At 53.1% G+C, this 26,408-nt stretch carries 19 protein-coding genes; 5 read left to right on the top strand and 14 right to left on the bottom strand.

What is annotated here, in order from left to right; translation table 11 throughout:
• Positions 1 to 60 precede the first annotated feature (60 nt).
• The 7 genes from FUA23_RS06355 to prmA all read right to left on the bottom strand — a co-directional run bounded on the left by FUA23_RS06355 (position 61) and on the right by prmA (position 12,350).
• Positions 61 to 1,185, bottom strand: a complete 1,125-nt coding sequence (locus FUA23_RS06355; protein WP_147929891.1) for a cysteine desulfurase family protein — start codon at positions 1,183 to 1,185, stop codon at positions 61 to 63.
• A gap of 135 nt (positions 1,186 to 1,320) precedes the next feature.
• The gene (locus FUA23_RS06350) at positions 1,321 to 2,094 is read right to left on the bottom strand and encodes an exodeoxyribonuclease III (protein ID WP_147929890.1); all 774 of its coding nucleotides are present in this window, start codon (positions 2,092 to 2,094) and stop codon (positions 1,321 to 1,323) included.
• Positions 2,095 to 2,327: 233 nt separating this feature from the next.
• Positions 2,328 to 4,910 (bottom strand): lamin tail domain-containing protein, encoded by a 2,583-nt coding sequence (locus tag FUA23_RS06345; RefSeq protein ID WP_147929889.1) that lies wholly within the window; start codon positions 4,908 to 4,910, stop codon positions 2,328 to 2,330.
• A 127-nt stretch (positions 4,911 to 5,037) separates the two neighbouring features.
• On the bottom strand, positions 5,038 to 5,457 hold the full coding sequence (locus FUA23_RS06340) for a hypothetical protein (RefSeq protein ID WP_147929888.1): 420 nt from the start codon (positions 5,455 to 5,457) through the stop codon (positions 5,038 to 5,040).
• Between the two features lie 89 nt (positions 5,458 to 5,546).
• Positions 5,547 to 6,638 carry a hypothetical protein gene (locus tag FUA23_RS06335; protein WP_147929887.1) on the bottom strand — a complete coding sequence of 364 codons (1,092 nt, stop codon included), beginning with the start codon at positions 6,636 to 6,638 and terminating at the stop codon, positions 5,547 to 5,549.
• 199 nt (positions 6,639 to 6,837) lie between these two features.
• A complete protein-coding gene (locus tag FUA23_RS06330) occupies positions 6,838 to 11,517 on the bottom strand; it encodes a hypothetical protein (RefSeq protein ID WP_147929886.1) in 4,680 nt (1,559 codons plus the stop codon).
• 8 nt (positions 11,518 to 11,525) lie between these two features.
• Positions 11,526 to 12,350: a 50S ribosomal protein L11 methyltransferase gene (gene prmA, locus FUA23_RS06325; protein WP_147929885.1), complete on the bottom strand. Its 825-nt coding sequence runs from the start codon at positions 12,348 to 12,350 to the stop codon at positions 11,526 to 11,528.
• A gap of 159 nt (positions 12,351 to 12,509) precedes the next feature.
• Here prmA and rlmH point away from each other — a divergent pair, with 159 nt between their 5' ends.
• The 3 genes from rlmH to FUA23_RS23000 all read left to right on the top strand — a co-directional run bounded on the left by rlmH (position 12,510) and on the right by FUA23_RS23000 (position 16,328).
• Complete coding sequence (gene rlmH, locus FUA23_RS06320) at positions 12,510 to 12,983, top strand: 23S rRNA (pseudouridine(1915)-N(3))-methyltransferase RlmH (RefSeq protein ID WP_147929884.1); 474 nt, start codon at positions 12,510 to 12,512, stop codon at positions 12,981 to 12,983.
• A 131-nt stretch (positions 12,984 to 13,114) separates the two neighbouring features.
• Positions 13,115 to 13,645 carry a ligand-gated ion channel gene (locus FUA23_RS06315; RefSeq protein ID WP_147929883.1) on the top strand — a complete coding sequence of 177 codons (531 nt, stop codon included), beginning with the start codon at positions 13,115 to 13,117 and terminating at the stop codon, positions 13,643 to 13,645.
• A 187-nt stretch (positions 13,646 to 13,832) separates the two neighbouring features.
• Positions 13,833 to 16,328, top strand: a complete 2,496-nt coding sequence (locus FUA23_RS23000) for a PKD domain-containing protein (protein WP_147929882.1) — start codon at positions 13,833 to 13,835, stop codon at positions 16,326 to 16,328.
• 48 nt (positions 16,329 to 16,376) lie between these two features.
• Here the strand turns inward: FUA23_RS23000 and FUA23_RS06305 are convergent, their stop codons facing one another.
• From FUA23_RS06305 to fmt, 3 genes are all read right to left on the bottom strand, one after another.
• Positions 16,377 to 18,356, bottom strand: a complete 1,980-nt coding sequence (locus FUA23_RS06305) for an OmpA family protein (RefSeq protein WP_147929881.1) — start codon at positions 18,354 to 18,356, stop codon at positions 16,377 to 16,379.
• Between the two features lie 185 nt (positions 18,357 to 18,541).
• Positions 18,542 to 19,447, bottom strand: a complete 906-nt coding sequence (locus FUA23_RS06300) for a class I SAM-dependent methyltransferase (RefSeq protein ID WP_147929880.1) — start codon at positions 19,445 to 19,447, stop codon at positions 18,542 to 18,544.
• 78 nt (positions 19,448 to 19,525) lie between these two features.
• The gene (gene fmt, locus FUA23_RS06295) at positions 19,526 to 20,464 is read right to left on the bottom strand and encodes a methionyl-tRNA formyltransferase (protein WP_147929879.1); all 939 of its coding nucleotides are present in this window, start codon (positions 20,462 to 20,464) and stop codon (positions 19,526 to 19,528) included.
• Positions 20,465 to 20,988: 524 nt separating this feature from the next.
• Here fmt and FUA23_RS06290 point away from each other — a divergent pair.
• On the top strand, positions 20,989 to 21,846 hold the full coding sequence (locus tag FUA23_RS06290) for an alpha/beta hydrolase (RefSeq protein WP_147929878.1): 858 nt from the start codon (positions 20,989 to 20,991) through the stop codon (positions 21,844 to 21,846).
• A gap of 2 nt (positions 21,847 to 21,848) precedes the next feature.
• Here FUA23_RS06290 and FUA23_RS06285 read toward each other — a convergent pair whose 3' ends face one another.
• Positions 21,849 to 23,114 (bottom strand): metal ABC transporter permease, encoded by a 1,266-nt coding sequence (locus tag FUA23_RS06285; RefSeq protein ID WP_147929877.1) that lies wholly within the window; start codon positions 23,112 to 23,114, stop codon positions 21,849 to 21,851.
• Positions 23,115 to 23,233: 119 nt separating this feature from the next.
• Here FUA23_RS06285 and FUA23_RS06280 point away from each other — a divergent pair, with 119 nt between their 5' ends.
• A complete protein-coding gene (locus FUA23_RS06280) occupies positions 23,234 to 23,488 on the top strand; it encodes a hypothetical protein (protein WP_147929876.1) in 255 nt (84 codons plus the stop codon).
• Between the two features lie 84 nt (positions 23,489 to 23,572).
• Here the strand turns inward: FUA23_RS06280 and FUA23_RS06275 are convergent, their stop codons facing one another.
• The 3 genes from FUA23_RS06275 to FUA23_RS06265 form a co-directional block, all read right to left on the bottom strand.
• The gene (locus FUA23_RS06275) at positions 23,573 to 24,100 is read right to left on the bottom strand and encodes a hypothetical protein (protein ID WP_147929875.1); all 528 of its coding nucleotides are present in this window, start codon (positions 24,098 to 24,100) and stop codon (positions 23,573 to 23,575) included.
• 387 nt (positions 24,101 to 24,487) lie between these two features.
• On the bottom strand, positions 24,488 to 25,306 hold the full coding sequence (locus FUA23_RS06270; RefSeq protein WP_147929874.1) for a hypothetical protein: 819 nt from the start codon (positions 25,304 to 25,306) through the stop codon (positions 24,488 to 24,490).
• 103 nt (positions 25,307 to 25,409) lie between these two features.
• Positions 25,410 to 26,252, bottom strand: a complete 843-nt coding sequence (locus tag FUA23_RS06265) for a hypothetical protein (protein WP_147929873.1) — start codon at positions 26,250 to 26,252, stop codon at positions 25,410 to 25,412.
• Positions 26,253 to 26,408 lie beyond the last annotated feature (156 nt).

Genomic DNA, 26,408 nt, shown 5'->3' with positions numbered 1-26,408 from the left:
CGCAGCAAGTGGCATTTGCAGCAGCAACTCCCGACTCCCGACTCCATAACTCCAGACTCACTAAAGCATCCCTCCCAGTTTCTCTACCACTACATCTACCTCATCCGTGGTATTGTGATGGCTGAAGCTGAAACGAATCGTGTGCCGCTTCGAGTCCGGGTGCAGATGACCGATCACGTGGCTGCCAACGTCTATGCCGCTGGAACAGGCCGATCCGCCGGAGGCGGAAATGCCGTGCAGGTCCAGATTCATCAGCAGCAGGTCACCTTTGTCACTCTCGGGGAAGCTGACGCTCAGCACTTTGAAGTGGCTCTGATCGGGGTTACCGTTAATGGTAACCTCAGGGTAGGTAGCCGTCAGCTTTTCGATGAAGTAGCGTTTGAGAGAGCTTATTTTTTCCGCGCGGACTTCCCGCTCGGCAACGGCTTTCTCCATAGCCTTAGCCAGGCCAACGATGCCGTAAATATTCTCGGTGCCGCCGCGCATATTGCGTTCCTGAGCGCCTCCGTCAAGGTAGGGCTTGATGATGTTGTCGTTATTGATGTACACAAACCCGATGCCCTTGGGACCGTAAAATTTATGGGCTGAGCCCGAAAGGAAGCTCACGTTGGTTGCATCCAGATCGATCGGGAAATACCCCATTGTTTGTACCGTGTCACAATGGAAGTAAGCACCTGCTTCTTCGCAGATTACAGCAACTTCATCCATCGGTAGCAAGTTGCCGATTTCGTTGTTCGAGTGCATCAGGCTCACCAGTGTCTTTTCGTCCGAAGAAGCAAGCTTCGCTTTCAGGTCCTCAGGGTCAACACTTCCTTTTTCGTCGATGCGGACCATTTCCACCCTGGCGCTTCCGCTGGCAACGATGGCGTCGAGCGAGTGCAACACGCAGTGGTGCTCCAAAGGCGACGAAATGATGCGGGTCACACCGAGGTCGCGCACACTGTTTTTCAGTGCCATGTTGTTGGCTTCTGTACCTCCGGAGGTGAAAAAGATCTCGCCGATACTGCAGTTCAGTGCGTTGGCCACCGTTTTTCGCGCTTGTTCGATAATCGCCCTTGCGCTCCGCCCTTCGGAGTGAATACTCGAAGGGTTACCGTAATTCTTCGTCATTACCTCGGTCATGGCGGCAATCACTTCCGGGTCAATTGGTGTAGTTGCAGCGTTGTCGAAAAAGATGCGGGACATAGCAATGGTCTTAAAACTGAGTAAATATTGCGCAAAAGTAACCGCATTGGACTACGAAGACAAGGCAATTAGTCGCCAACTGGTAGTCCACCACTTTCAAACGTGTAGACCACTTCTCATTCATCGGCCTTCGTACTAATCGGCGAGTTCCAGCACGAGTGCACAATGATCGGAGTGCACATCATCTTTACGATGTTCGACCGAAACCACCTGATCCATCATCTCCTTACTCAGGCTGAGGTAATCGATCCGCCAGCCTTTGTTGTTGTTGCGGGCGTTGGCACGGTAGCTCCACCAGCTGTAGGCTACTGTTTCCGGATGCAGGGCCCGGAAGGTATCCACGAGTCCGGTTTCGCTGAACCACTTCGTCATCCAGTCACGTTCGGGGCGGAGGAAGCCCGAATTGTTTTCGTTCCGCTTCGGGGCGTGGATGTCGATCTCCTCGTGGGCAATGTTGTAATCTCCCACCACCAGAATATTCGGGCGGGTCTTTTTCAATTCAACGATGTGGGCAAGAAAGTCATCGAGAAAACGGTACTTATAAGCCTGGCGCTCATCTCCCTGTCCACCGTTCGGGAAATAGCAGTTGAAGATGGTTAAGTCACCAAAGTCCGTCCTGACTACCCTGCCCTCACAGTCGTAGCATTCCATTCCAAAACCGAATTGCACAAAATCCGGCTCGACCTTACTCAGCGTCAGTACACCACTATACCCTTTTTTGCTCGTGGCGCTGTGCCACTGAGCGTGGGTGTAGCCGTGGGCTTCGAACTCACTCATATCGACCTGTTCGCGGTGCGCTTTGGTTTCCTGAATACAAAGGATATCGAGGCCTGTCTGCTCCGTCCAGTCTGCAAGGCCCTTCTTCTGGGCGGCACGGATACCGTTTACATTGTAGGATGCTATTCTCATTGGTTCGTTGGTCTTTTGGTTCGTTGGTCGGCGCGGTTCAAGACTTCAATCCTAGCTCTTCGAAAAAAAGGACTTGTTAATTAGCGCGAACGCGGGTGCAAAGGAACGGTTTTAACGGGCAATGAGTTTAAATGGCGCTCATCAATTTCCCGGGCGGGCGGCCCCGGAGCCTAATCCATGACCCATAATTACAAAACTCAAAACAGCCGGGCGGAGAGCATTGGCCGGAAGGCCTACCGCTCCCCCGCCAAAACCCCTACCAACTTCTCTTCCCGCACCTCTCCGTCCGGATTGAAGAGCTCCACGAAGAGTACGTACAAACCGGCTTTGGCTTTCTGGCCTTCGTCGTTGTCGCCATCCCAGCGGAGGGTTCCGGTTCCCCCCAGGAGTTCGGTCAGGCGGAGGGTCCGGATCGGGCGGCCCTGCGCATCGAAGATGCGCACCCGCGCCAGGAAACCGGTACGATCAGTGGTGTAGCTGAGTTCCAGAAAATCTTCGAAGCTGTCGCCGTTGGGGCTGAAGGTCGGGTTGACGATCGAGAACGTCTCTTCGCCTGCGGGTTCCAGGCCGGAGCGGGCCTGAGAGTTTTCGCGCGTCGGGGTACCAAAGCCTTCGGTTGAGGCGGCACTGAACCAGTTGCTGCCGTCCTGGGTGGTAGATTTCTGGCGCAGACGCTCCAGGCTGACGCCATCGTCGGGGCTCAGGAGCTCGGAGTGAAAGTCTTCGGTGTAATCGAACGCATCCAGGCGGACGATGCCCGCGTCGATGGTAACGTTTCCTTCATCGTCGCTCAGGGTGGGCAGGCGTTGCTCGATGAGCAACTCCGGGTTCACATCCTGAAAGCGCGCCAGGATGTCTTCACGGTCGGGCGTAAAGGTGAGGTAGTCGCCCGGCAGAAACAGCCGCGAAGTGGTGATCTCCTGCGTCGCCGTAGAGCTGCTCGAGAGCAGGTTGGTGATCAACCAACCTTCGATCTGGAACACCTTGTCGGAACAGTTGTAGAGCTCCACGAAGTCGGAGCCTCCGGTAGCGGGGTTGAAAAGGATTTCGTTGATCACCACGTCGCCCGGCAGGGGAACGGTTGGGATGGCGACCGTCAGCACTATGGCCTCACTGGGAGCATTGCCGGCGCAATCCATGAAGTCGGGCAGGATGGTAAGCGTATAAACTGTGTTCTCCTCCAGGTCAGCGGAAAGGAAGAATGAATTATCGCTTATTGACGCCGGCCGGAAAAACTCAATGGCCGGACTGAAGCTGAACAAATCGACGGTAAAGTCGCTAATGTCGATGGCCTCATCGAAGGTGAGCGTGATACCGAAGTCTCCGACTTCGATTTCTGCAATGCCGGGGGCCGTCACGTCGGACGACATGCCGAGAACGGAGTTCACGTTTCCCGGAGTACCACCCTCCAGGGCCAGACTTGCCCTCCAACTGGCACTGCATCCTGCGTCTGCGCCCTCTCCGATAAACTCTATGCTGTAACCACCTTCGTCGCGTTCAGTATCGTTATACCAATCGTCGGTATAGTTGATGGTTTGAATATTCTGGCCCTGATAACCTACCGAAATTTCATCTCCGGCGTTGCTCAGGGTTGGCAGCGAGGCTTCAATCACTGCTGCGCCGAGGGCGCGGAAGCCGTCTGCCTCTTCATTTCCCGTGATCACGACGTAACCCCGGGCGGCCAATCTGCTGCCTTCCGGCAGGGTTACCGGGCTGCCGCCACTAGCAATTTCCAGGCCGGTAAGGTCCACTACTGTATCCGTCGGGTTGTACAGTTCCAGATATTCCTGATTGGGCAAGGCGACTACCGGGTTGGGGTCGGCCATAAATTCATTGATGACGACGTTGCGGGAGGTCGGCGTTGCAGTAATATCGTAGCGAAAACTGAGGCTGAGGTCGCTCAGAATGTTGCCGGACTCGTCCGTGATCGTGCTGACCGTAAGGGTGACATCTTCGCCGTCGGGCAGTTCGTCCGAGAGGCTCAGCGTAACCGTCGCTCCGTCTACCAAAACACTGTTCACACTCAGGCCGGTGGCCGAGAGGCTGTAATTGGCGGGTGATCCCGCCGGGGTCTGCGCGATGACTTCATCAAATATCAGCGTGATCTCATCGGGGTTGGTCAGGGTGCTGCTGATGAGAACGGGAGCGGTTTCATCTACTGCTACTTCCGAGGTGACCAACAGATCATCCCAGCTCATCAGGTCAGACCGGGTGGCGGTGTAACGGGCAGAAAGCGCCAGCGAATCGGGGCTGATGGCCATATCTACCGTGGTCTGGTCCTGAAGAACAAAATTAGTGCCACCGGTATAATCGGCCGAGAGCGTCCAGGTGTTTCCCGCATGCTCCATACGGAAACGGGCAATTGCCGGATTAGAGCCGAGGGCACCAAGAGTTCCTTCCATAGTAGCGACTTCGGTGCCGCCAACCACAAAACTTACCTCCAGCCGGTCATCGCTGCCGGAAATACCGCCAAATTTCATTTCCACCTGCCGCACCTCGGGCAACGCCCGCGCTTCGATGAGCGTAACGGTGGAGAAATTGCTGGCCGAGGGCGCAAAATCCATTTGTACCAGAAACTCGTATACTGTGGTTGGAGCGTCGTAATTGATGGGTGTTGCCACCCCGAGTTCTGATGTTCCCGCGTCGGGAGCCATCAGTTGTAACCGGCCATCGGCAACCACAAAATTGGCATTGTCTCCCGTCCAGGTCGGGTTCAGCAGATCACCATCTTCGAAAGTATCAGCAGTTGTTTGGGCGCTGACGCAGGTGCAGAGAAAGGTAAGGAGCAGGGAGAGGAACGGTAGTCGTAGCTTCATGGGGCTAAGGTAAGCCGCTCTTAGCTTTGGTTGGCCAAACGGAGCTTAACTTTTCCTGCACCAACCGGTCACTTTCGCCTCTATCTTCGGCCGCCTCCGGCGAGACAGCCTGAGGTGAAAAAGGCGGCTATCGAACGTACTGTTGTAATACTTCCTTCAACCGGTTGCGGCTACCGGCCTCAATTCCTGCCAGCTGAATGGTTTTCGGGCTGCCACCTTTATGGGTGTAGATCCTGTAAGCATCGTCCGAATAGTCAATCGACTTAACGTCAGCAAAACTGAAGTTTACCCCGAAGAAACTGTTGACCCGGATCACGATACCACGCTTGTTCCATTCCACGTAATTCCGGTACAGAAAAGGACGAACGTGAACAGAAAAGGCAAGCAAATAGCTGCCTGCATTGAGAAATTTCAGAACGGTAGGATCCATGAAAGAGAATACCTCAAAGAGATTGAGCATGATAAAGACAATGCCTGTTACCATAAGCACCAGCCACGGGGCATTGCTTCCATTGAAAGACAATTCCTGGAATTTAATAGGTTTCATAACTCATATTTCAGGTGCAAAATCCTAAACACGTACAGGGATGAGCGACTCCAGGGCAACAAAAATCGCGCCAGAGGCGCTCAACCCTGTTATTCTTCGTCGATGACCTCTGCGTCATCGATGAGGCTGTCGCCATCACCGTCGGAGTCGAGGAAGCCGGCGATGAGGCCGCCCTTCTCTTTTGGTTTAGCGTCGGGATTGTCCTTAATCTGCATGTCTTTACCTCCTTCGTTGGCGTAGTCGCCTTCGGCGAAGCGTGCGGCACGGTCGAAGAAAGAATCGGTGCCCGAGAGGGTCGATTCTGAGGTGTCGCGCGCTCCTTCTTTCCCGTCGAATGCGCGGGCGCGTGCCTCGGCTACTTCGGCGGCGCGTTTTGCTTCTTCGATGGTTTCTTCCATCTTCATCTTCTCGGCTTCCACGTTGGCGTGGTCGATGAAGTCGGATGCTTTACCCTTCAGGTCGGCGCCGATTTCGGCGCCCCGGTCTAGAATATCGCTGCCTTTCTCAAGGACTTTAGCACCAACGACTTCGCTGACATCGCCAACCTTCCCGGCGAGGATTTCGGCCTGATCTTTGAGGCCAGCACCCGCTTTAGCCGCTGCGTTCAATCCGGTATCAGCAGCCTCGGCTGCTGCTCCGCGGACTCCGGCGGTGGCATCTTTCACTTTGTTGAAAGCATCGCCGGCAGCGTCTTTAAGGCCGGTAGCGGCGTCCTTGACCTTACCCATTGAATCTTCGATGAGTCCTTCTTCGAAATCGATGCTACCTGATTTTGGCGCGGCGGGTTGGGAGACTTCCGTCATCCCCAGGTCTTCGAGGGAAAGGCCGATTTCGGCGTCGAGGTCAACGGGCTCGGGCTTCGGGTTCAGGTCGTCAAGCTTAGCGTTGATGGCCTCGGAGGCCTTGTCTTTCAGTTCTTTTCCTTTATCAACAGCGGCATCGGCTTCGCGCCAGATTTTATCGCTTAAGTCTTCCAGAGCCTCTTTACCCTGATCTACGTAGCCGGGCGCCTTATCGGCAAGATCAGAGGCTGCAGCTTTTGCATCGTCGAGCAGGTCTCCGGCTTTGTCTTTCAGTTCATCGGCCAATCCTCCGGCGGCTTCACTGGCTTTCGAAGCCTGGTGCTTAGCGACGGATTTTGCGCCGAAGAATAGTTTTTTGAGATCGTTGAAGATGGCCATTGCAAGTAGTTGTTTTGTTTGGGTTGTAATTTAAGGTTTTCGGGAGGAACCGGGGAATGTTTTCGACGAACGAAAGCTTTCTGGAAGTCCAGGCCCCCTTAAACCTTTTCACTGCACCTGCGTCCGCGCCGTGTAATCAGGCTAGCATAAAGCGCGGAAGGTATAACAGTTCATTTCTGAAGACCTTGTGGCCCGGCCACTAGAAGGCTGCCTCTACCCTGCGCAGGAATGTCTGGGCGGTGCCCGGGCTCACCGGCAGAATTTCGTAGGTCTCTCCATCGTCCATCTTCATGATGAGGTCTTTAGCTTTCATACCTTCCAGTTCGTTCATGAACTGGGTATTATTGGAAACCACGTTCATGATACCATCCTTGAAGCCAAAGAAGTAGTACAGTTCACTGGGTGACTTGACGTAGATGTACAGGCGGTCGTCGCCGCCGGTGGTCATTTTCACTTCGGCGCGTACTTCGAGCATTTTAGCGATAGGGTTGCCCTTGATACTGGCTACGCCAGAAAGTTTCTCGGTCGTAACAAACGACTGGTAATCGTTTGACCAGCGCATGTTCAGCTGGCTGAAGAGGAACGTATGGTCGTTGATTTTCTCAGGTACCCGCAAGACCGCTGCGTCGAGGCTCGCCAGCGCTTCGTCCTTTTCTTTTGAGACGGGGAAAAGTGTTTCCAACCCAGCGCGGTAAAACTCCTTGTCGGTAACCACGTTCAGCCCCGGGGCGGCGTAGCCACCGGAGATGATGTCGGTCGCCATCATGTTAACCAGTTTGTTGGGCAGGATCAGGTCGATAGCGGCCATTGCCTTGACGTCCACGTCCGGATAGCGCTCAGCGATAGCTCCCTCGATCGTGATTCCGGTTTTACCGTCGGTTGCCGTAGAGTCAGCCGCTTCCGGATCGGGCTTGGTTTCTTCTTCCAGCAAGAACATATTCGGCTTGTCCTCTTTCTTTTCTTCCTCTTTTTCGGCGGGTGCGACGGGCTCCGGTTCCGGAGGACGACGACTACCGGTAGGGAGATCCATCTCTACTGTTCCGTAGGACTTCATGCTGATGTACTTCAGGCGCCCTCCGAGGCCAAGTTCTCCGTCTCCGCTGACCTTTCCGTTGGCATGATCGAACTCCATGAGGTTGCCTCCCGTAAGTGCGGGGTTGTAAACGCGCGCACTGTCTCCGAACAGGAAAACATCGCGGACTTCATCGTAGAGCATCAGCTCGTTGCAGTCCAGAATGGGGTGATCTTTGCGGAAATCAAGCGTTTGTACAAAGCTCGGGTAAATCTGGCGGTTAGGCTTACTGAGGTAGATACCAGTGAATAGAGGCAGGCCTTCGCGGTCTTTCGGTTCAGCCACCCGCAGGGCCAGGTTCTTCTTGTCTCCTTCGGAGCGAATCGTGAACCACTGTGCCCCCGGTAATTTTTCGGCCTCGATCTTGGCGTAGCCGTCGAAGAATAAAGTCTTGCTTCCTGCATCGAGGTTGATGGTACCGTAGAAGCGGGTTTTGTTGTCGATGAAGAAAGGTGTTCCTTCAGCTACTTCGCCTTCGGCCCTCGTGGCAGTTGCCTTTTTGTCGCGGTTGCCTTTACCGATACGTGTACCGACAATATCCTGAAATTCGACTTCCTGGGTATGAGAACCTACGTTGTAAACGTAAAACCCGGAGGCCGTATATTCTTTACGGCCTTTGAGTTTTACGGTTGCCCGCTCAATCACGTGGTATTCGTTGATTGTGTCGGCGACGATGGTTGCGTCGGTCAATTCCGCAATTTCACCGCCGGCACCGATTTCCAGCTTACCGTCTCCGGGAATAATCTTTGCGTCAGCACTTTTCACAAAAGGTACACCATCGACATTCAGGATACTGGTATTGATATCGAAGGTTGCATCCGTCCCTGTGAAATTAAGCTCATCCTGATCCGGGTTTGTGCTCGTAAAGCGGTCTTTGCCGGGTTTGGCCTGAAAAGTAACGTTGCCGCCCGCCATGTTCCAGTCAAAGCGGTCGATACTGGTTTTGAACTCATTGTACGGCAGTGCGGTAGCCAAATCGGAAGAGTTGTTCTCGAAGGAAGCCACCTGGGTTTCAAAGTCAACGTCTGCTTTTACGTTGGTGGTTTTGAGGGCCAGGCGATCATCCCCAGCCAACGACTTGATAGAAACGTTAGCCGTATCAGCATGAGCACCGAAGGTGCTGAAGTCCAGGTCATGGCTGCTCATATCTGCAGCATCCCAGCTGAGGGTACCGTTTGCTTTCAGCGCTTCGGGTGTTAATACGAGGCCTCCCTGAAATTCGTGCGCTCCGGCTTTGAACATCTCGAACGGTGCTCCGGCTTCAGAGTTAACGATCAGAGAATCGGCGTAGGGTTTGAACTCGATATTCACTTCGGTACCTTTTACCTGAGGTATTTCCCTTCCCGAAGTGCTTGTTTCCTGCAGTTCGAAACTCTTTGAGGTTGCGGTGGTACGATCGAGCTGAAAACTCAGGTCTTCGCTGTCGATGTTTGCCTCCAGGTAGGTAAGACGGCCTTTACCCGCCAAACCCCGGTTACTCAGGCTAACTTCTCCTTCGTATTTGCCATGGTTTCCGTAAGCATCCTGGCCACCTTCGGCAGTTTGGGTGACGAAGCCAAGGCTCCCGTCTTCCTGAATGGTCAGCGACTCTTCCATATCGGGAAAAATTCCTCCGCTGAAGAGCTTACCTTCAAGTTCCACATCGGTAGAGATCAGGCTGTCCATTCCGTTGAGGCTGAAAGGTTCCAGCTCAAAGTAGAAGTCTTCGCGGTTGTAAGATGCCGATGTATCAGCCCGGTCGTAGTATATATAACTTTTTGCCTGGGTTTGTAAGGAGGGGAAGTAGGCGATGTCCTCCGTACCCGATTTATTTTTTGGTGCGTCGATGAGCAGGTAGCCGCTGAGGTGCTCAATTCGGCTGCCGGTACTCTTACGTTTCATTCCTTCCCCGAAGGTATCGTCTACCGGCAGAAAGAGGTCGAAGTAACGGACGGAGTCAAGCTTCACCCGGTAGGGCTCATATTCAAAATGAAATCCTTTACCCTGAAACACCATACCTCCGGCGTATATATCGCCGTCGAAGTCGAAGTTCCGATCGCCCTTCACCGTCAACTGGTTGCCCAGAGGCTTGATTGCAATTTGCTTTTGGCGATTGAACTCAATGGGTTTCACGTCATCGATGCGTACCTCCCCGCTTTTCAGGTCGAGGTAAGCATTTACGCTTGATGTATTGCTGATCAGCCGGAGTTTATCATAGTCGATTTCTTCGCGGCTGGCTCTGACGTAGTGCCCGACTTTAGGCAGCAACTCGATGAGTTTCGACTCCGAATCGTACAGCAAAAACCCTTTGGTTTGCAGGTCGAACAAGAGCGGCTGAATGTCGGCCGCTTTCATCCGGGGGTTGAACTTCTTGGCCAATACATTGGCATCAATGATGTCGTTACCGCCCTCGGGGCTGTTGCGGAAGGCATAGATTACGTCCAGCGGGTTACTGCCGGCGATACCTCGCAGGCGGTTGTAATCGCCTTCGTCGAAAAAGTCTTTGCTTTCAAAAACAACGTCGGGCTTTTCTTCGAAAGAAACCGTTTTCCGGCCAACTACGGCACTGTCCCGATCAAGGTATACATCCATGCGTTCCGCATAGATTTGCATATTGTTGAGGCTGTGGTTGAACGGGCTACGGTCGGCACTCGACTCCGACCGGGAAAGCTGAGCGATCCGCTCAGCGACCTGTACCCGTAGCGTTACACTGGGGTGATAAAGGCTATCCTCCCCAAAGTAAACCGTGGTTTTCACGCCCTGTCCGGCAATCGTTTCGCCGGCCTTTATCGCAAACCGGTCGGCCTGAGCTTTTATCTTTTTATCTCCCGAACCGTCCTGAACGCCAAGGGTTACCTGGGCTTTACGGCCGCTCGTTCCGATGGCATAAACGGTATTTCCACGAAGTTCGAAGTTTCCTTTCAGGTCAATTCCTTCCCCGACGTTCTGAATTTCTACAAAGCCGTCGTCGGAGATAAACTGAGGGTACTCCCCGCCGGACCGCGCGCCGCCGGGCTCTACTTTATCGGTAAATTTCCCGATAAGGATCTTGTTATCAAAGTATTCCGGAAACTGCAACTGAGCCGAATCGGACTTGTAGAGGGTCCTGTTCAACTCGATGTCGTAACTCACCAGAATCGCAAAAACCTCTTCGGGGAGGTTCTGCCGTTTCCAGTCCGTTCTACCTCCTGATCCGCGCGCGTTGCCTTCTCCGAGGTTAACGAGCAGTTCTGTTTCGTCGATGTAAATAGTGTCCCGTTTGCCGATCCCGACCAACTGCTGCACGGTATCGAGTTTCATCATCAGGTTCCCGTCCTGAAACGAAAAGACGGGCGCTCCGCCCACCACAAGCCAGCCGTCATCACCGAGGTTGGCATCGAGTCGTTGGTGAGCAAGGTAGCTCCAGGCGTTTTGCAGTGCCCTCACGATTTCTCCGGTACGGGAACTCTCGTCCCTGAGCAACAGGTCAAGGCCATCGTGAAAACCGGCAAAAGCGGGGTTTTCTTTTTCTGGTGTTCCCCCGAGGAAAGGGAGCAGCTCCAGATAAGATTTGAAGCCGGTCGCCGAACTGATGCGTTTTTGCGCTAACAACACAGAGGTGTTGGCAATTCGTTTTTGCTGCTCCTCGGTGAAGCCTCCCCCGAAAAACACACCGGAGAAGTTGGCGTAAGCGTCCTTCGCGGTTTTATTTCCCGATGCGTTCATGAACTCTTCCAGCGATTCGGAAAAAACAGCAGGATCGGTATCCGGGGGTAAATCGGTCAGCTTCTGAGCGAAAGACTGGCCGGACACCAAAAGAGCGGTAAGAAGGAAGAATAGTAAACGCATGTAAATTCTTAATTACGGGTAAAAACGAAGGCTCGCCAATCCGCCCGCTGCCGGGTTTCCTGATGGACAAATCCAAGGCTGGAAAGGCTGGAGACCAGTAAATGTTCGTCGGTGTCGAGAATACCGCTGAACAAAACTGTTCCTCCGGGGCGAAGTCGCTGGTACAACGCTTCGGCGGTGGTTAAAATTACATTTCTGTTAATGTTTGCCAGGATCAGATCATATGGTTCTCCGGCGGGTACATCGTCGAGGGTTCCGTGGATTATCTGGTCCATCTCAACGCCGTTCCTCCGGGCGTTTTCCAGGGTATTCTCAGCCGACCAGGATTCAATATCCACCGCGTCGGCCTCGGCTGCGCCGAGACGCTTGGCGAGGATGGCGAGCACCCCGGTACCCGAGCCGTAATCGAAAACCCGTTTCCCGGCCAGGTCCTGTTCGAAGATCAACTCACACATCATGTGCGTGGTGGGGTGATGGCCCGTACCGAAGGCCATCTTCGGTGTAATTACGAGCTCCTGTTCGATGTTTGGGTGAGGCGGATGAAAATCAGCTCGGATGTAAAGCCGGTCACCAATCTGCAGGGGCTGAAATTGCTTTTCCCATTCTTCATTCCAGTTTTTATCCTCCAGCGGATGGGAGGTATAAGTGAAAGGGAACTGGCCTGAGAGTTCGTCCAGTTCCCGCACCCAGCGGGCGTGGTCTTCGGCGGGAGCAAAAGCCAACAGGCCCTCATCGGTTTCCTGGAAAGAGTCGAACCCCGCCTCCGAGAGAAAAGCCACCAGAACTTCGTTCAGTGCAGGGTCATTATCAAGGGTATATTGCTGAAAGATCATGGTCGAAAATTTGCACGAAGATAAGGGCGCGGCCGCAGGTGCAGGGCAAGGTACACGAATAGGTTGCCAGCTGCACAAACACAGCCTCACAACTAACTTTGCATCCTGCGCTCCGTCGCCCGGAGAGCCATTGATCTGCCACGCCTATATTTGCCGGATATGAAGGTACACGTATACTACATCGGTAAAACATCCGAAGCTTACCTGCGGGAGGGAGAAGCCATCTACGCCAAACGCCTCAAACACTACCTGCCCGTCACCTTCGAGGTCCTCCCCGACGTGAAGGGAGCCGGAAAAATGAGCCCCGAACAACTGAAAGAAAAAGAGGGAGAAATGGTCCTCTCCCGCCTGCAAAATTCGGACGGATTGATCCTGCTCGACGAAGGAGGCAAGCAGTTTGGCAGCGTCGATTTTGCTCACTGGCTCGACAAACAATTGCAAAGACCGTACCGCCGGCTCGTCTTTCTGGTAGGCGGTGCTTTCGGATTTCCTCCCGCTGTCTACGAACGTGCCAACGGCAAGCTATCGCTGAGCAAAATGACCTTCAGCCACCAGATGATCCGCCTTTTCTTTGCCGAACAACTCTACCGGGGAATGACGATTCTGAGAGGAGAAAAATACCACAACGAGTAAGGCGACCAGTACTTTTACGATGCCCCCCCCTCCCTAGCCTTCCGACCCGCCCGAAATTAAAAATCTGCCCCCCAACCAACCTGAAACATCAGACCGAAGGTCTCTGAGGAAACATAAAAATCCTCGGACCCATGAGAAACGTGCTGACTTACTTCCTTCTTTTAAGCTTTACCTCCCTTTGCCTTTCGGGCTGCGAAAATGAATCCGAAAAAGCTTTTCGCTCGGACCTCCCCGGACGCTGGCGAGTCAATGACTTCACCACCAGCGGAACCGAAACCACTCTGAACAACGATGGGACATTCAGCGAACGAGCGGTCACCACAACGGTGACCAACAACGATTTGGAAATCACCTTTACCGACAACCCGGCCAGTTACTACTCCGAAGGCACCTATACCGTTAATTATGTCTACACCGCAAACGAAGTGACCTCCAGCGTCTCGGTCGAGGCCTCCGGCATCGGCCAGGGAAGCTGGACGTTCGATGACGGCCAGATGGAGATGATAAGCCACCAGAATGCGGAAGTCTACCAACTGGATGAGATCACCATCAATGAAGACGGAACCATTGACGCTAGTGGCACATATGAGCTCCGCCGAATCAGCGATGATCAGCCTAAAACCGCAGAACTAACGGTCAGCTTCCAGCTGTCCCCGCTTTAGGGCCGGAAATCCCTCGGTAGCAGGATTGCGTGTAGCAGCGAGCAGGCTTGAGTATTTTGAGATTCAGGGATTTAACTGAAGTTGGCAAGGCTTTCAAATCTTTGTTGTAGCGGCCCGATTGCTTAGTTGTGTGCTTTCAAGACTTATCTTTGCCCGAATATTGCTCCCTACTCAAAGTAATCCTTGAATGAAAATATTTGTTACCGGCCTGTTTATAATGAGCTTTTCGTTTCTTTTTGCTCAGAACACTTACCATCAGGTTACTGAACTGAACAGTGGACAGCAGTGGCTCCGGAGCGCTGCCGCTCAGGCCTCAGCCCCGGGCACAAGCCTGCTGATCTACCAACATGGCGGAGCGAGTATATCTACCTCAGGAGGCAACACCGGTCAGGTTACTAACTATAATGGTGCAGGCCACTACGACCTCAACCGGGTAGACCGGGTCAACGGCGATACTGTTTTCCTGACGCTCCCCATCCGGCATACTTACAGCTTCCTGCATACCCAGGTAGTCCTTTTCGAAACTTCTCCCACCGTTTCTGTCAACGGAGACCAGGTTGTCAGCCAGCCGTTTGATGGTGCCCTGGGAGGTGTTGCCTTCATTGCGGCTGAAGAACGAATTCTCTTTCGTCCCGGCGCGTCTTTGGACGCTTCCGATGCTGGTTTCAGGGGCGGGCAAGGCACCGAATCGGACAGTGACTGTAACCGACTAACCATTGCCAGCTCACTGACCTACGGCCCCGGCAACTGGCGGGGTTCTTCGCGCGGAGAAGGCATTGCCGGTGTGCCGGCCAGCCAGCCTTTCGGTCGTGCGGCCGCCGCCAACGGCGGCGGTGGCGGTAATGACCACAACGCCGGCGGTGGCGGCGGCGGCAACGTCACCGAGGGTGGTGTTGGAGCACGCAACGTGGTGATGGGACTGTTCAACAACGCCTGCCGCGGGAATTACCCCGGGCTGGCGGGGTCCGGCCTCGACAACGACGATCAAAGGGTATACTTCGGTGGCGGCGGCGGAGCCGGCCACGCCAACAATACAACCAATGCCCACGGCGGTAATGGCGGTGGGCTCATCGTCCTTTGGGCTCCAACTATTGATTTCGGAGCGTCCTCAACACTCACGGTCAACGGCCAGGATGGTGCGGATGTAGACGGAGACGGCGGCGGCGGCGGCGGTGCCGCAGGATCAATACTGCTGATCGCCGACACGTTGGTGGGCTCTCCGGACCTGTCCCTCCGGGGCGGAAACGGCGGAGACGTTACCAACCAGCCTTCCCGCTGCTTCGGACCCGGCGGCGGAGGAGGCGGAGGTCGTCTGCTCAACGCCGCCAGAGTAACCGACGATTATAGTCCGGACGCATCACTTGAAGGCGGAGAATTCGGCAAACGACTCACCTCCAATGAATGTGGCCCAAACGATGAACCCGGAGGAGTTGGCGAAGACGGCGAAGAGGAACTTATTGCCCCAATCATCCCCAGTGGTGGCTTCGTACAAAACACCGATGTACTCTGTGGCGGCGAAATCCTTTTGCTTACCGATGCCTCAAATGGTGCTAACAGCGTAGAATGGGAAGTAACCCCACAAAGCAGTGACCTGCGCGTAGACGTTATCGGTCAAAGCCTGCGCGTAATCACTGCGCCGGAGGCCGGGGGCGCCTTCCGCGCCGTTCAAATGCTGATCGTCGACGGTATCTCCTTCCCCGGTGACACCGCCTACTTCACTGTATCTCCCTCCCCCTCGATAACCTCAGCTTCGGTGGTCAACAACGGCGAAATGGTAACTGTTACTCTTCAGGATGCCATCGGCTTCGACTCCATCCGGTACGATTTTGGAGACGGTTACAGCGTAGATACTACAGTAACCAGCCTAAGCCACGTTTATGACGAAATCGGCGATTATCAGATCTTCGTCACCTTACTCAGCGAAAACTGCGGAAACGAAATTGTAGTGAGCAGGCCATTCATCGTACGTGAATTTGCGGCAGTAAACACCGACCTGAAGTTTGCCGAAGGATGTGCTCCACTTACCTTTACTATCACAGATGTGAGCACCGGCTACTACGAAGACCGCCGCTGGAACTTTCCCGGAGGAACCCCCGCGACGTCCAATGCAGTACAGCCGACGGTAACCTACTCCGAGCCGGGTGAATACGACGCAACCCTAACCTTACTGGGCGCATTTGGCCCGGACACCATCCGCATAGTTCCTGTTGCCGTTTTTGCACAGCCTGCTGCGGACGTAAGTGTTTCAGTAGATACTTCTACTGCGACTTTCACGAATAACTCAACCGACGCAACTGATTACTTGTGGGACTTCGGAGACAACAATACAAGCACTGAGGCCGAGCCGGTACACACCTACGAAGCAACCGGAACTTATACCGTAACCCTGATCGCAGACAACTCGCCGTGTACCGACAGTATCCGTTTTGACGTCGTTATCGATGTTCTAAGCGGCCTGGCCGACCTCGAACAGCTGGGTGTCCGGTTGTACCCTAATCCTACTTCAGGCCAATTGAACCTAACCGGCCCGGCAACCATCTTCGGTGTGTTCGATGTTTCGGGGCGGAGAGTACTTGAAGGAGGACAACGGAATACCGACCTCTCTCATTTACCTTCGGGCACCTACATGGTGGGGGTAACTGCCGAAGGGCGAACCCATTGGGTTCGGGTCATCAGGCGGTAAATGCGAAACGGCGCGCTGCCCCTGACAGGGGGGGCGGAGCGCCGTTTCTTATTCCAGAATCCGGAAGGTAGTCCGTCGGTTTCTCTGGTGTTGATCCTCAGTGCAACGCTCACAGATACAACTTTCGATCGGGCTTTCTTCACCGTAGCCTTTAGCCTCGAGACGAGCTCTGTCGACACCCTGCTCCACAAGGTAGTCCACTGCAGCCTGCGCCCGCGCCTGAGAAAGCTCCTGATTGTACCCGGGTTTGCCCCGGCAGTCGGTGTGCGAGCCCATCTCGATCCTAATGGTTGGGTTCCGTTCCAGAATAGTTGTGAGGTTGTTCAGGGTAGGTTGAGCATCGGCGCGGATGAAGCTTTCGTTATAATCGTAGTAGATATTCTTCAGAACGATTTCCTGATTACGGAAAATCTTATCGAGCTCCAGTTCCAGTTCGTACCGCTGTTCGGGGGCTTCCGGGTCTTTGGGCAGGTTCCTGCTTGAGAAACTACCTTCATCGGCCAGGTATTCGTCCCTTTCGGCACGGAACTGGTAGTTCTGGTCGTCTACCAACACCAGGCTCAGTCTTCCTTCCTCATCGGTATTTACCGTTCGCGACTGGTCTCCGATGCTGGCAATGATGGTCGCATTCGGAACAGGCTTGACGCCCAGAATCCGGCTGCTATTGTCCGTTGGGTCTTCGTAGATTTTCTCGACGACGGTTACGTCCAGAATGTTTTTGTACACTACAGGAGTAGGGTCCGGTGGCGGCGGTGGCAGCACTTTTTTGGTGTACATATAGATGTCATCGCTGCCTTCTCCACCGGGCCTGTTGCTGCTGAAGTAGCCCGTTGTGGTATGGTCCAATCCACTTCCCTGTCTCCGTACGACCGAGAAGGCAAAATCGTCTGCGCCGCTGTTTACGGGCATCTTCAGATTTTTGGGTGCAGCGTAGCGGCCGTTATTCGTTGGCCATGTACGGAAGATATCCAGGCCGCCCATTCCTTCCAGGCCATCGCTGCTGAAGTAGAGCGTGTCGGCATCGAGGGTGGGAAATTGCTCGTTGCCCTGGGTGTTTATGGCGCGGTTCATCAGGATCGGGTCACTCCAGCTACCGTCCTCCTGGCGGTTACTAAGGTAGATATCGTACCCTCCCCAGCCATCTTCGAGCAGCGCGCTGAAAAAGAGTTGCTGTCCGTCTTCGGAGAGTGCCGGATGCATGTAATTGGCTCCCGGCCGGACAAAAGACAACAGGCTTGCAGGCCCCCAGCCTTCCCCTACCCGTTCGGATCGGTAAAGTCCGCAGTAAGCGTCTTCGCGCTTACCGGGAGAAGAACAGCGGGTGAAGATCATTTCCTGGCCGTCGGCACTGAAGGCCGGGGTTCCTTCATGATCGGGGGTGTTTACACGGCTGTCAAAAGCATCGACCGAAGAACTGCCCTCAAGATCGGTTACAAATAGGTCGGTGAAGCCACGGCCCGTCCAGTTGAATTTTTCCTCGCCGGCAGCGGCAGCGCGGTCGGAGGTAAACACCAGCCTTTCCTCAAACGGCACGGGGGCATAATCTGCCTGCCGGCTATTGAAACCAGCCGGAGCAACGGTAAATTCCCGCTCCTTGCCTTCAGCTTCCTCCGCGAGCCATTTCTGCGCAAGTTCTGCTCCGCTGATGTCCTTGCGGAACTCGTATTTAGACCCGATCTCGAAACCAGCATCGGTATAGACCTGAATTGCTTCGTCGTAGCGCTCTAACCGTTTCAGCGCAGCGGCTTTTTCCCGCAGTGCTTCCGGACCTGCGTTGTTATCGTAAGCTTTCTGGTACCATTCAATCGCCGCCTCATCGTTACTGGTTTCGACGTACGATTTACCGAGGTTCAGCGCAATTTCGCCCTTTGCCTTACGGGTTTTTGCTTTTTTATATTCGCGTTCCAGCATCGGAACAGCTACGTCGTATTGCTTCCGGTCCACAGCAGTTGCGCCGTCAGTAATTTTAGCGGTATAAGTGCAGCTGATGGAGCAGCACAACAAGAGAAGCAGGCAGAGGTGGCGCATAAATAACGATCTTTCCAAAAAAACGGCTGGCAGGGGTGATTGTTGCCAGATAGATGCAGCTAAGGCTGTGTATTGCACAAATGCCGACGGTTTTTATGCGTTCAATGGCGGCAAAAGGGGCGCGGTCGCAGGTGCCAAGGGCTGTTAAAAGGCCCGGTTCGGAAAGAAAGCATCGTTTCCCGAAACTATGCCGGGCTAAGGTCTCCTTTCTCAATTACGTAAATGACCGAGCTGCCCCGCTCCGCATCGGCAGAACTGGAGAAGAAAGAGCCCAGCCCCTTTAATCCACCCGACACTAGACCACCGCCGGTTTTGTACTTCTGGCTCATGATAGAGACATAAAAGGGATCCAATGGCATGTGGTGGGTTTCCACCACGCGGAAGCCGGAGCTTTCCATCATCCGGCGCATGGTCGCCGGGCTGAAGTGCCACAAATGGCGAGGGACGTCGTACGCCGCCCAGTAAGCCCCGTAGGCTTTGGCATCCTTACTCTTGTGGTTGGGTACCGCAACGATCAACTTGCCCTGATCACTGAGTAATTCCCGGAAGCGGGCCAGGTACGTTTGCGGCTCATAAAGGTGCTCGAGCACGTGCCACAGGGTGATCACATCCAGCGAATCGGCGGGCAGCACATTGAACAGGGCGCCCGGAGGGCGGATGGTGATACCAAATTTGTCAGCACCGTACTTGCGGGCCTCGGTGTCGATTTCAATCCCTTCGGCGGAGTACCCTTTCCGAACCATAAAATCGGTAAAGTAGCCGGTTCCGGTTCCGTAATCAAGGAGGCGCTTCCCGTTAGCTACACGGTTTACCAGCCGGTACTTCTGGGCCAGCATAAAATCACGGGCTTTGTGGTACAGTTTGTTGACTAAACCTTCCTGGTTGTCGGAATGACTGATGTATTCCTCTCCTTTATAGTAGCGGCCCGCTTCTTCGGCCACAGGAGGATCCTGGGTAAAGAGAAAATCACAGGCGGCACAGCGCCAAAGGGCAAAAACCTCCTTGGTTATACTGTGGTCTTTCACCTTTCGCTCTTCAGCGATGGCACTGGACTTACATAGGGGGCAAACATCGTAGTGGAGAATGGACACTGGAAAAATTTGGTGATAAAGGAGGAGGCGTAAGGTAGCAAATATTGGTTGGCACCCGCTGAGTACAGCTGGCGTTGATCAGGCAAGAACCGTTCCGGACTCAATGCCGCTACCCAACAAGAAGGTTTTTACGTCCATTCGCTTCCGGCCGGCTACCTGGAGCTCCAGAATGCTGAGGTAACCGCCTTTACAGGCAACCTTCAGGACGTCTTTTCCATCGCAGACAACGGTTCCGGGAACCTTGTCGTGCTCAGTTTTCTCGGCTGCGCCCCGGATAATTTTGAGCGTAGCTCCGTCCAGTGTCGTCCACGATGCGGGCCACGGGCTCAGCCCGCGCACAAAGTCATGCACAGTTTGCACCGGCTGATCCCAGTCGATTCTGCAGGTATCGCGATGAATTTTAGGTGCCGGGGTGGCCAGGCTGTCGTCCTGCGCCTGCAATTCATAATTCCCGGACTGGATGAGTTTCACCGTGTCTAAGACAAGTTCTGCGCCCTCCAGCATCATCCGGTCATGAACGACACCGGCGGTGTCGTTTGGTCCTACGGGGATGCGGTGCCGGAGGAGGACATCGCCCGTATCGATCTCGTGCGTAAGGAAGAAGGTGGTACATCCGGTCTCCTTTTCACCTTTGATGACGGCCCAGTTGATCGGGGCTGCGCCCCGGTACTTTGGCAGGAGAGATCCGTGAAGGTTGAATGTGCCCATTTTGGGCATATCCCATACCACGGCGGGCAGCATCCGGAAGGCGACAACGATTTGGAGGTCCGCTTTCAGGGCGCGTAGCTCGGCGAGGAATTCTTCATTTCTGAATTTTTGCGGTTGCAAAACGGGGATTCCGTGCTTCACGGCACACTTCTTTACGGCAGATTCCAGCAATTGCTTTCCGCCGCGCCCGCCCATCTTATCGGTAGCGGTGATAACGCCGACCACCGGATAGCCAGCAGCAATCAGGATTTCAAGGCTGGGCACTGCAAAATCGGGCGTGCCCATAAAGACAATTCGGGGTTTTTCCATGGGCCGAAGATAGAGAACAGGGCGGATTATCGAAGTGGGATGAATCAGTTTGGATATGGAGCCCAGGCATTCGCTCAGCTCCTCAGGAGTCGCAACCAGAACGCAGAGCACAGAATGCAGTCCCTTCGGCCTCGGTACCGGCAGTGAAATTCACTGTCCGAAGCCGTAAAAAAATGGAAGCGGTCTGAGCGTTTCCAAAGCACAAAGAGCGGCTACCCCAGACTTCAACCGACCACAGAATCCAGAAGCAACCCAACGCCGACGTGAATTTTTCCACTTCAGGCTTCGGAAATCGGATTTCACGATCAGCCGGTGGCGTAGTCTTGATTTTTTGGTTCGTTGTTCATCAAAAAAATGAACAGGCAAAACGGGAAGAAGCGCAGACCATGAGCAGGACTGGTATTTATCGTCTCCCTTGCCTCAAACGATCTTTTCACCTGCGTACGCGCCGCCATACCATACTCAAACAGACAACGTTAAACTACCCCTTAAAAATCCCATCAACAGCCCGTACATTTACCAGTATGCAAGCAGCCGAATTCAGTTGGAAGAACGATAACGGAAACCAGATCTACGCCGTGGAATGGCCGGTACCTCAAGCCCGCGCCGTCATTGGCCTGGTGCACGGCGTAGGCGAACACTGCCGGCGCTACGATGAAATGGCCGCATGGTACAACGCCCACGGCATCGCTATGGTGGGCTACGACCGGCAGGGCTACGGACGCAGCGAAGGGCGCAAAGGTTACGCCGAAAACTATAAAGAGTACATCGACGAAATAGCTCATCTGCTTATCGAATGCGAACGACGCTACCCCGATCTTCCCGTATTTCTGTACGGCCACAGCATGGGCGGTCACCTGCTGCTGCGCTACCTGATCCGCCGCCATCCAAACATCAGCGGAGCGGTAGTTTCTGCGCCGCACATCCGCCTTTCTTTCCAGCCTAATCCGGTCTTGGTGGGGATAGGAAAAATCCTGCGTAACCTCTACCCTACTTTCACGCAGGAAAACAAGCTGGACACCAATATGCTAAGCAGAACCCCGGGCGTAAAAGCAACATATGAAGCCGATCCTTACGTCCACGCAAAAATCACCAGCCGCACCGGTATTGACATCCTCGAAAACGCCGACGAACTGAACCAATACGATGAAGGTATCGATGTTCCGGTACTTCTGATGCACGGCGAGGCCGATGGCCTCACCAGCCACGACGGCAGTAAAGATTTTGCCGCCCGTAACCCGGAAGGGCTAACTTTTAAATCGTGGCCGGAACTCTACCATGAACTCCATAACGAGCCGGAAAGAGAAGATGTGTTCCGCTACGTTCTCAGTTGGTTAGAAGAAAATATGGACGCGGTTTATCGGGTGCCCAAGTCAGTGTAAAGTTACTGTTTAGAGGGAATTACCGAACCGTGGGGGTCCATTTCCGGATAGCCCAGTTCTTCGTCTACCCGGTCGAGCATGTCGTCGGTCAGGAGGTGTTCCAGGCGCTCGGCTTCGGCGTGGATCTGATCAGGAGTCAGACCTACTTCCTGATAAAGATAGGTCTCCCATAAGCGGTGAGCACGAACCATTTTGATGGCCAATAGTTTTCCGCCATCCGTGAGGCGAAGTTCCGACTTCTCCATTAGGCCCTTAGACCGTAATGCGGTGATTTGCCGGTTCCAGGTTGTACGCCCCAGGTCGAGTTCTTCCCGGATCTGTTTGCCATCGGCAGAACCATGTTTCTGGTTTTGGCGAAAAACACGTTTCAGGATGTCTTCTTTCATCGTAAGCCGGCGACGTTGCAGGCGATACCAGGCTTTTGCTACCAGACCACGACGGGGCGCAAACACCACTGTGAGCAGATAAAACATCGTTGCCACCAGAGCCATTGCCGGCCCCGGAGGTGTATTGAGCCATACCGCGACAACCATACCGATAATGGCCGAAAGCATGCCCACAAAGCCAGCGATCCAGAGCACCCGACTGAGTCGTTGAGAGATAAGCAAAGCCGTAGCAGCGGGCGTGATCAGCATAGCTACAACCAAAATAACACCAACGGTTTGCAGGCTGGCCACTACCGCGAAACTAAGAAGCAACATCAGGAAGTAGTGCAGGAGTTTTACGGGGATCCCCATAGTTTGGGCCACTACGTCCTGAAAAGTAGAGGCAAACAGGTAACGGTAAAAGACCGCAACCGAAAGCAACACATAACACATCACGAGGCCCGTCAGCAGTAAGTCCGTATCCGAAACACCCAACGCATAGCCGAAGAGGAAGTCCTTGAGGTCGAGATGAACCCCGTCGTTGCGGGCGATCCGGCTGATCAGAATTACCCCCAGAGAAAACATGGATGTAAAGACAATCCCTACCGCCGCGTCGTTTTTGGTCTTCACCCGCTGCTGAATCCAGGTGATCAGAAAGGCCGTTACCAGTCCGGCAACCACCGCACCGGCAAAGAAGGCAAGCGCACTGTACCCTACCAGTAGAAATGCAATCACCACTCCCGGAAGAATGGCGTGGGCCAAAGCATCGCCCACCAGAGACATATTGCGGAGTACGATAAAACACCCCAGCACACCACACATCAGCCCTACCATGCTGGAGGCAACGATGGCGCGGATGGCCCAAACTTCAGAGAGAATTTCAAATAAACTGGCTTCAGTCATAGCAGGTGGATAATTGGCACAAAGTTAGACTAATCTAACAATTAACCTCCAACAAATTATTCCTGTTGATTGTTTATTGTGCTTACCAGGGGTTGAGATCCCGTCTAGCTATACGCCCCATGATAAAAAACGAGCATACCACCTCCGGAGAATCCGCTCCCTGGAAACTGATCCTTATCAATGGGTTGGCCTTTAGTCTGCTGATGTGTGGAGTCTACTGGTTGGTTGAATACAGTGGTAAAGGCTCACCTCCTTCGGAGAACTGGCTGGTAAATTTCGCCGTGTGGTTCATGATTGGCGCCGGGTCACATTTTACAGCCTGGTGGGCACAAAGCTACTTTCAGCGCCGGAACGCGAATAAAAACGACGCTTAGATCATTGCTCTTCCGTCCTTTTCACTGCACCTGCGGCAGCGCCCTGAAATAATTATGGCGCGAACGCTGGTGCAAAGAAGGTTTTTAAAAAGACGCTCTTCCCGTAAATCCACCCCAACCATCGGGTAGTTTGAAGCCCCCTTGTTTTTTCCCTGGCTTCGGAAGACGGCGCATTGCGGGTTCTTCGTATTCTTTACGCTCGGTAGCCATAAAAACGCGCTGATCGCCGGTGAGCTGATCGGTCAACACCAGTTTTCCGTCTTCGAGCGAATTGAAATCATAGATCAGGTAAAAGTCCCTTCCCTGAAGGTACCGACGGTGGACTCCCGACTTCCCCATCTGCCCGTCTACGGACAGGGTAAACGTCTGGGCGGCAGAGTCAACCTTCCAGCGCCCCATCAGGTACCGGTATGGTCTTTGGCGGTCTTCACCGGCATCTTCTTCAAAATTTCCTTCTTTGGTCAGTCTGAGTACGTAGCCTTTTCGCTCTCCTTCAGAGACTTCCACCCAATCAGGGGTGGTAAATATCGAGTCATGAGGAATCGCGGCTGGTGTTTGGCAAAAGGCCAGGGACGCAAACGAAGCAAGAAAAACCAGTAAGGTGTAGCGCATAACTAAATCATTGGTGTTGACGCTATTAGGACGGATGAGGCCGAAGAAAGGTCATCTCTATCACTGCCTTTAAGGATGAATTAACACCAAAAAAAAATCGTACAGTCATAAACTGACTGTACGATTCATACACTTAAAACTTGAACAGCACTTAAATTAAAACTACCACCAACAGGGTGGCTTAATGGATGAGAGACGTTGCTGCTGAACAATGACAAACACTATGAACAGTACAAAGATACAATCGTGTGTTTTTCATGAAACGAGAAAAATGTCCTAAGTGAGACTATTGTAAACTCCACGTTAACTCAGTTCAAGCAAACCCACAAGTAACTGAAAAACAACATATTGCACTTGCGCCCGCAGAGATCCGCCTGGTTATTTCAGCTAAGGGAGCCCGCAGAGGTCGTTTAAAAAAGCAGAAAAAGTTGCCACATCGTGGGTTACACTATCAGGAAATCTGCCTTTTACAGCCTGAATTATCCGCACATTTGCTTTATTGACTGCACTCGCCGACGAAGAAAGTCGTTCCCGGACGGCTTTTTTTGACGGAGAGATCCACTTCCCATCACGCGATGTCGTCAGCGTACGGTAGGTATTAAGGATCAGGTGGTTTGCTGGCGTCAGTATTCCCTTCAGCATTCCCTCCAAAGCGAAGTTCCCGGCCTGGACAAAATCGAGATCATATTCACTTAGCCAAACATCATCTACTGTAATTTTCGGCCTGATGGGGATCAGTTTATCATAATCACACAGGCGGTGATACTGATTAAGGTGATTAATTATGTATCCGTTACTATCGACCGCTGCTGGGAAAGAAACTTGTTTGTACCAGTGATACTTACCGCTCTGGTGCCTGATTGGCACATTTGTGGTATAAACGGTTAACTTATTGAACCTCTTTTGTGCAAATCTTCGGGCAACAAGGTAGGCGGCGGCACCAAAACTTACGTGCAGCGGGACCCAATCAGGGTGAATGAGAGAGGTATATAAGTCATACGTAAGCGTAGGCACCCCCAGAAGATGATCTACGTTATAGTCCCAGCTTATCGATGGAGGACTGCTTATGTTGAACGTGAGATAAAAGGAGTTAGGATCTTTCCTATTCTCACAATCTCTTTCCAAAGCCAGAAGATTCTCAACCGAATCCTGGGTTGGCGGACCTATTTTCTGAAGGAAATCCATGAATTCATTTACGTCAATCATCCGTGTGTTATGTTGTAAAGCCAAGAATCAGTTTCTATTTTGACAGCACTCACAGAGTCTTCAGGATTTCCTATCCAAGGTAATAATTTTCTGCGTCAGAACACTAAAGCGTTCTTCTGCTTGTACTCTTTAGTGGCATACCGAAAGTGTCGTTGAGAAAGGATGCCAGATTGCAGACAGTAGTAAGTACTGCTTTGGGAAAAACAAGCCTCGCCTGAGAGAGAAGACGTCCATTTCCTTTATCCAGGGCCTGGACATTTATACCAAGGAAATCAGCAACTTCCTCCCGGCTTGTTCCCCTACCCTCGAACTTCAGGGTTCGGTATGCCCGTAAAATCTTATAAGAAGCGGGTGAAAAGTGGTCTTTCAGGCATTGTTCCAGAACAGGTCCTACGTCCAGTTTGAATTGCACTTCATAAGCTTCCAACGTATTTCCCTGGTAAGTAAGAGACGGCTTATCCGGGACCATACGGTCGAACTCCGACAGGCGATGAAACTCGTTAAAGTATTCTACCAGCGCTCCTTTCTCATCAAAAGTTCCGGCCATCGAGACCTGGTTATACCAGAAATACTTCCCGTTCTCAATTCTTAATGGGAAGTTCCCGGTCATGATGAGTTCCCGTACTCCATCTATGTTCACAGTAGGCTTGACAAGACGGTAGGTTGATTCCACCATGCCCACGTAGATGGGCAGCCAGAAAGGATGAATCGCATCAAAGAACCTGCTATAGGTAAACTCCTTAGGGCCAAAGTGAGCTCTGGTATTGCTGCTCCACACAACTTTTGGTTCAGGCCTTGGATCGACCGTTGCATAGAAAGTATTCGGGTTATTGCGGGCCACACAGTTCCTTTGTATAGTGCGTAGTTCTGCACTAGACTTCAAGGTAGGATCACCCGTATCCTCAAACAGCAACGTGTATGATTGGCTGAAAAGATTATTTTTCATGATAACATTATAAACACCAAAACAGTATAAAGATCATTAAATTCCAGCAAAAGTCGAAAATTTCTTCACTTGAGCGCTGACATCTTCCAGTGGCATTTATGATCCGAAGAGATGATTTTTTGTGCAAAACCTTAGGCCAAAGCTTCGGTCCTACTG

This window comes from Neolewinella aurantiaca (assembly GCF_008014675.1).
Classification (GTDB): Bacteria; Bacteroidota; Bacteroidia; order Chitinophagales; family Saprospiraceae; genus Neolewinella; species Neolewinella aurantiaca.
The sequence above is the reverse complement of the archived record's forward strand: the minus strand, read 5'-3'. Positions and strand labels throughout refer to the sequence as shown.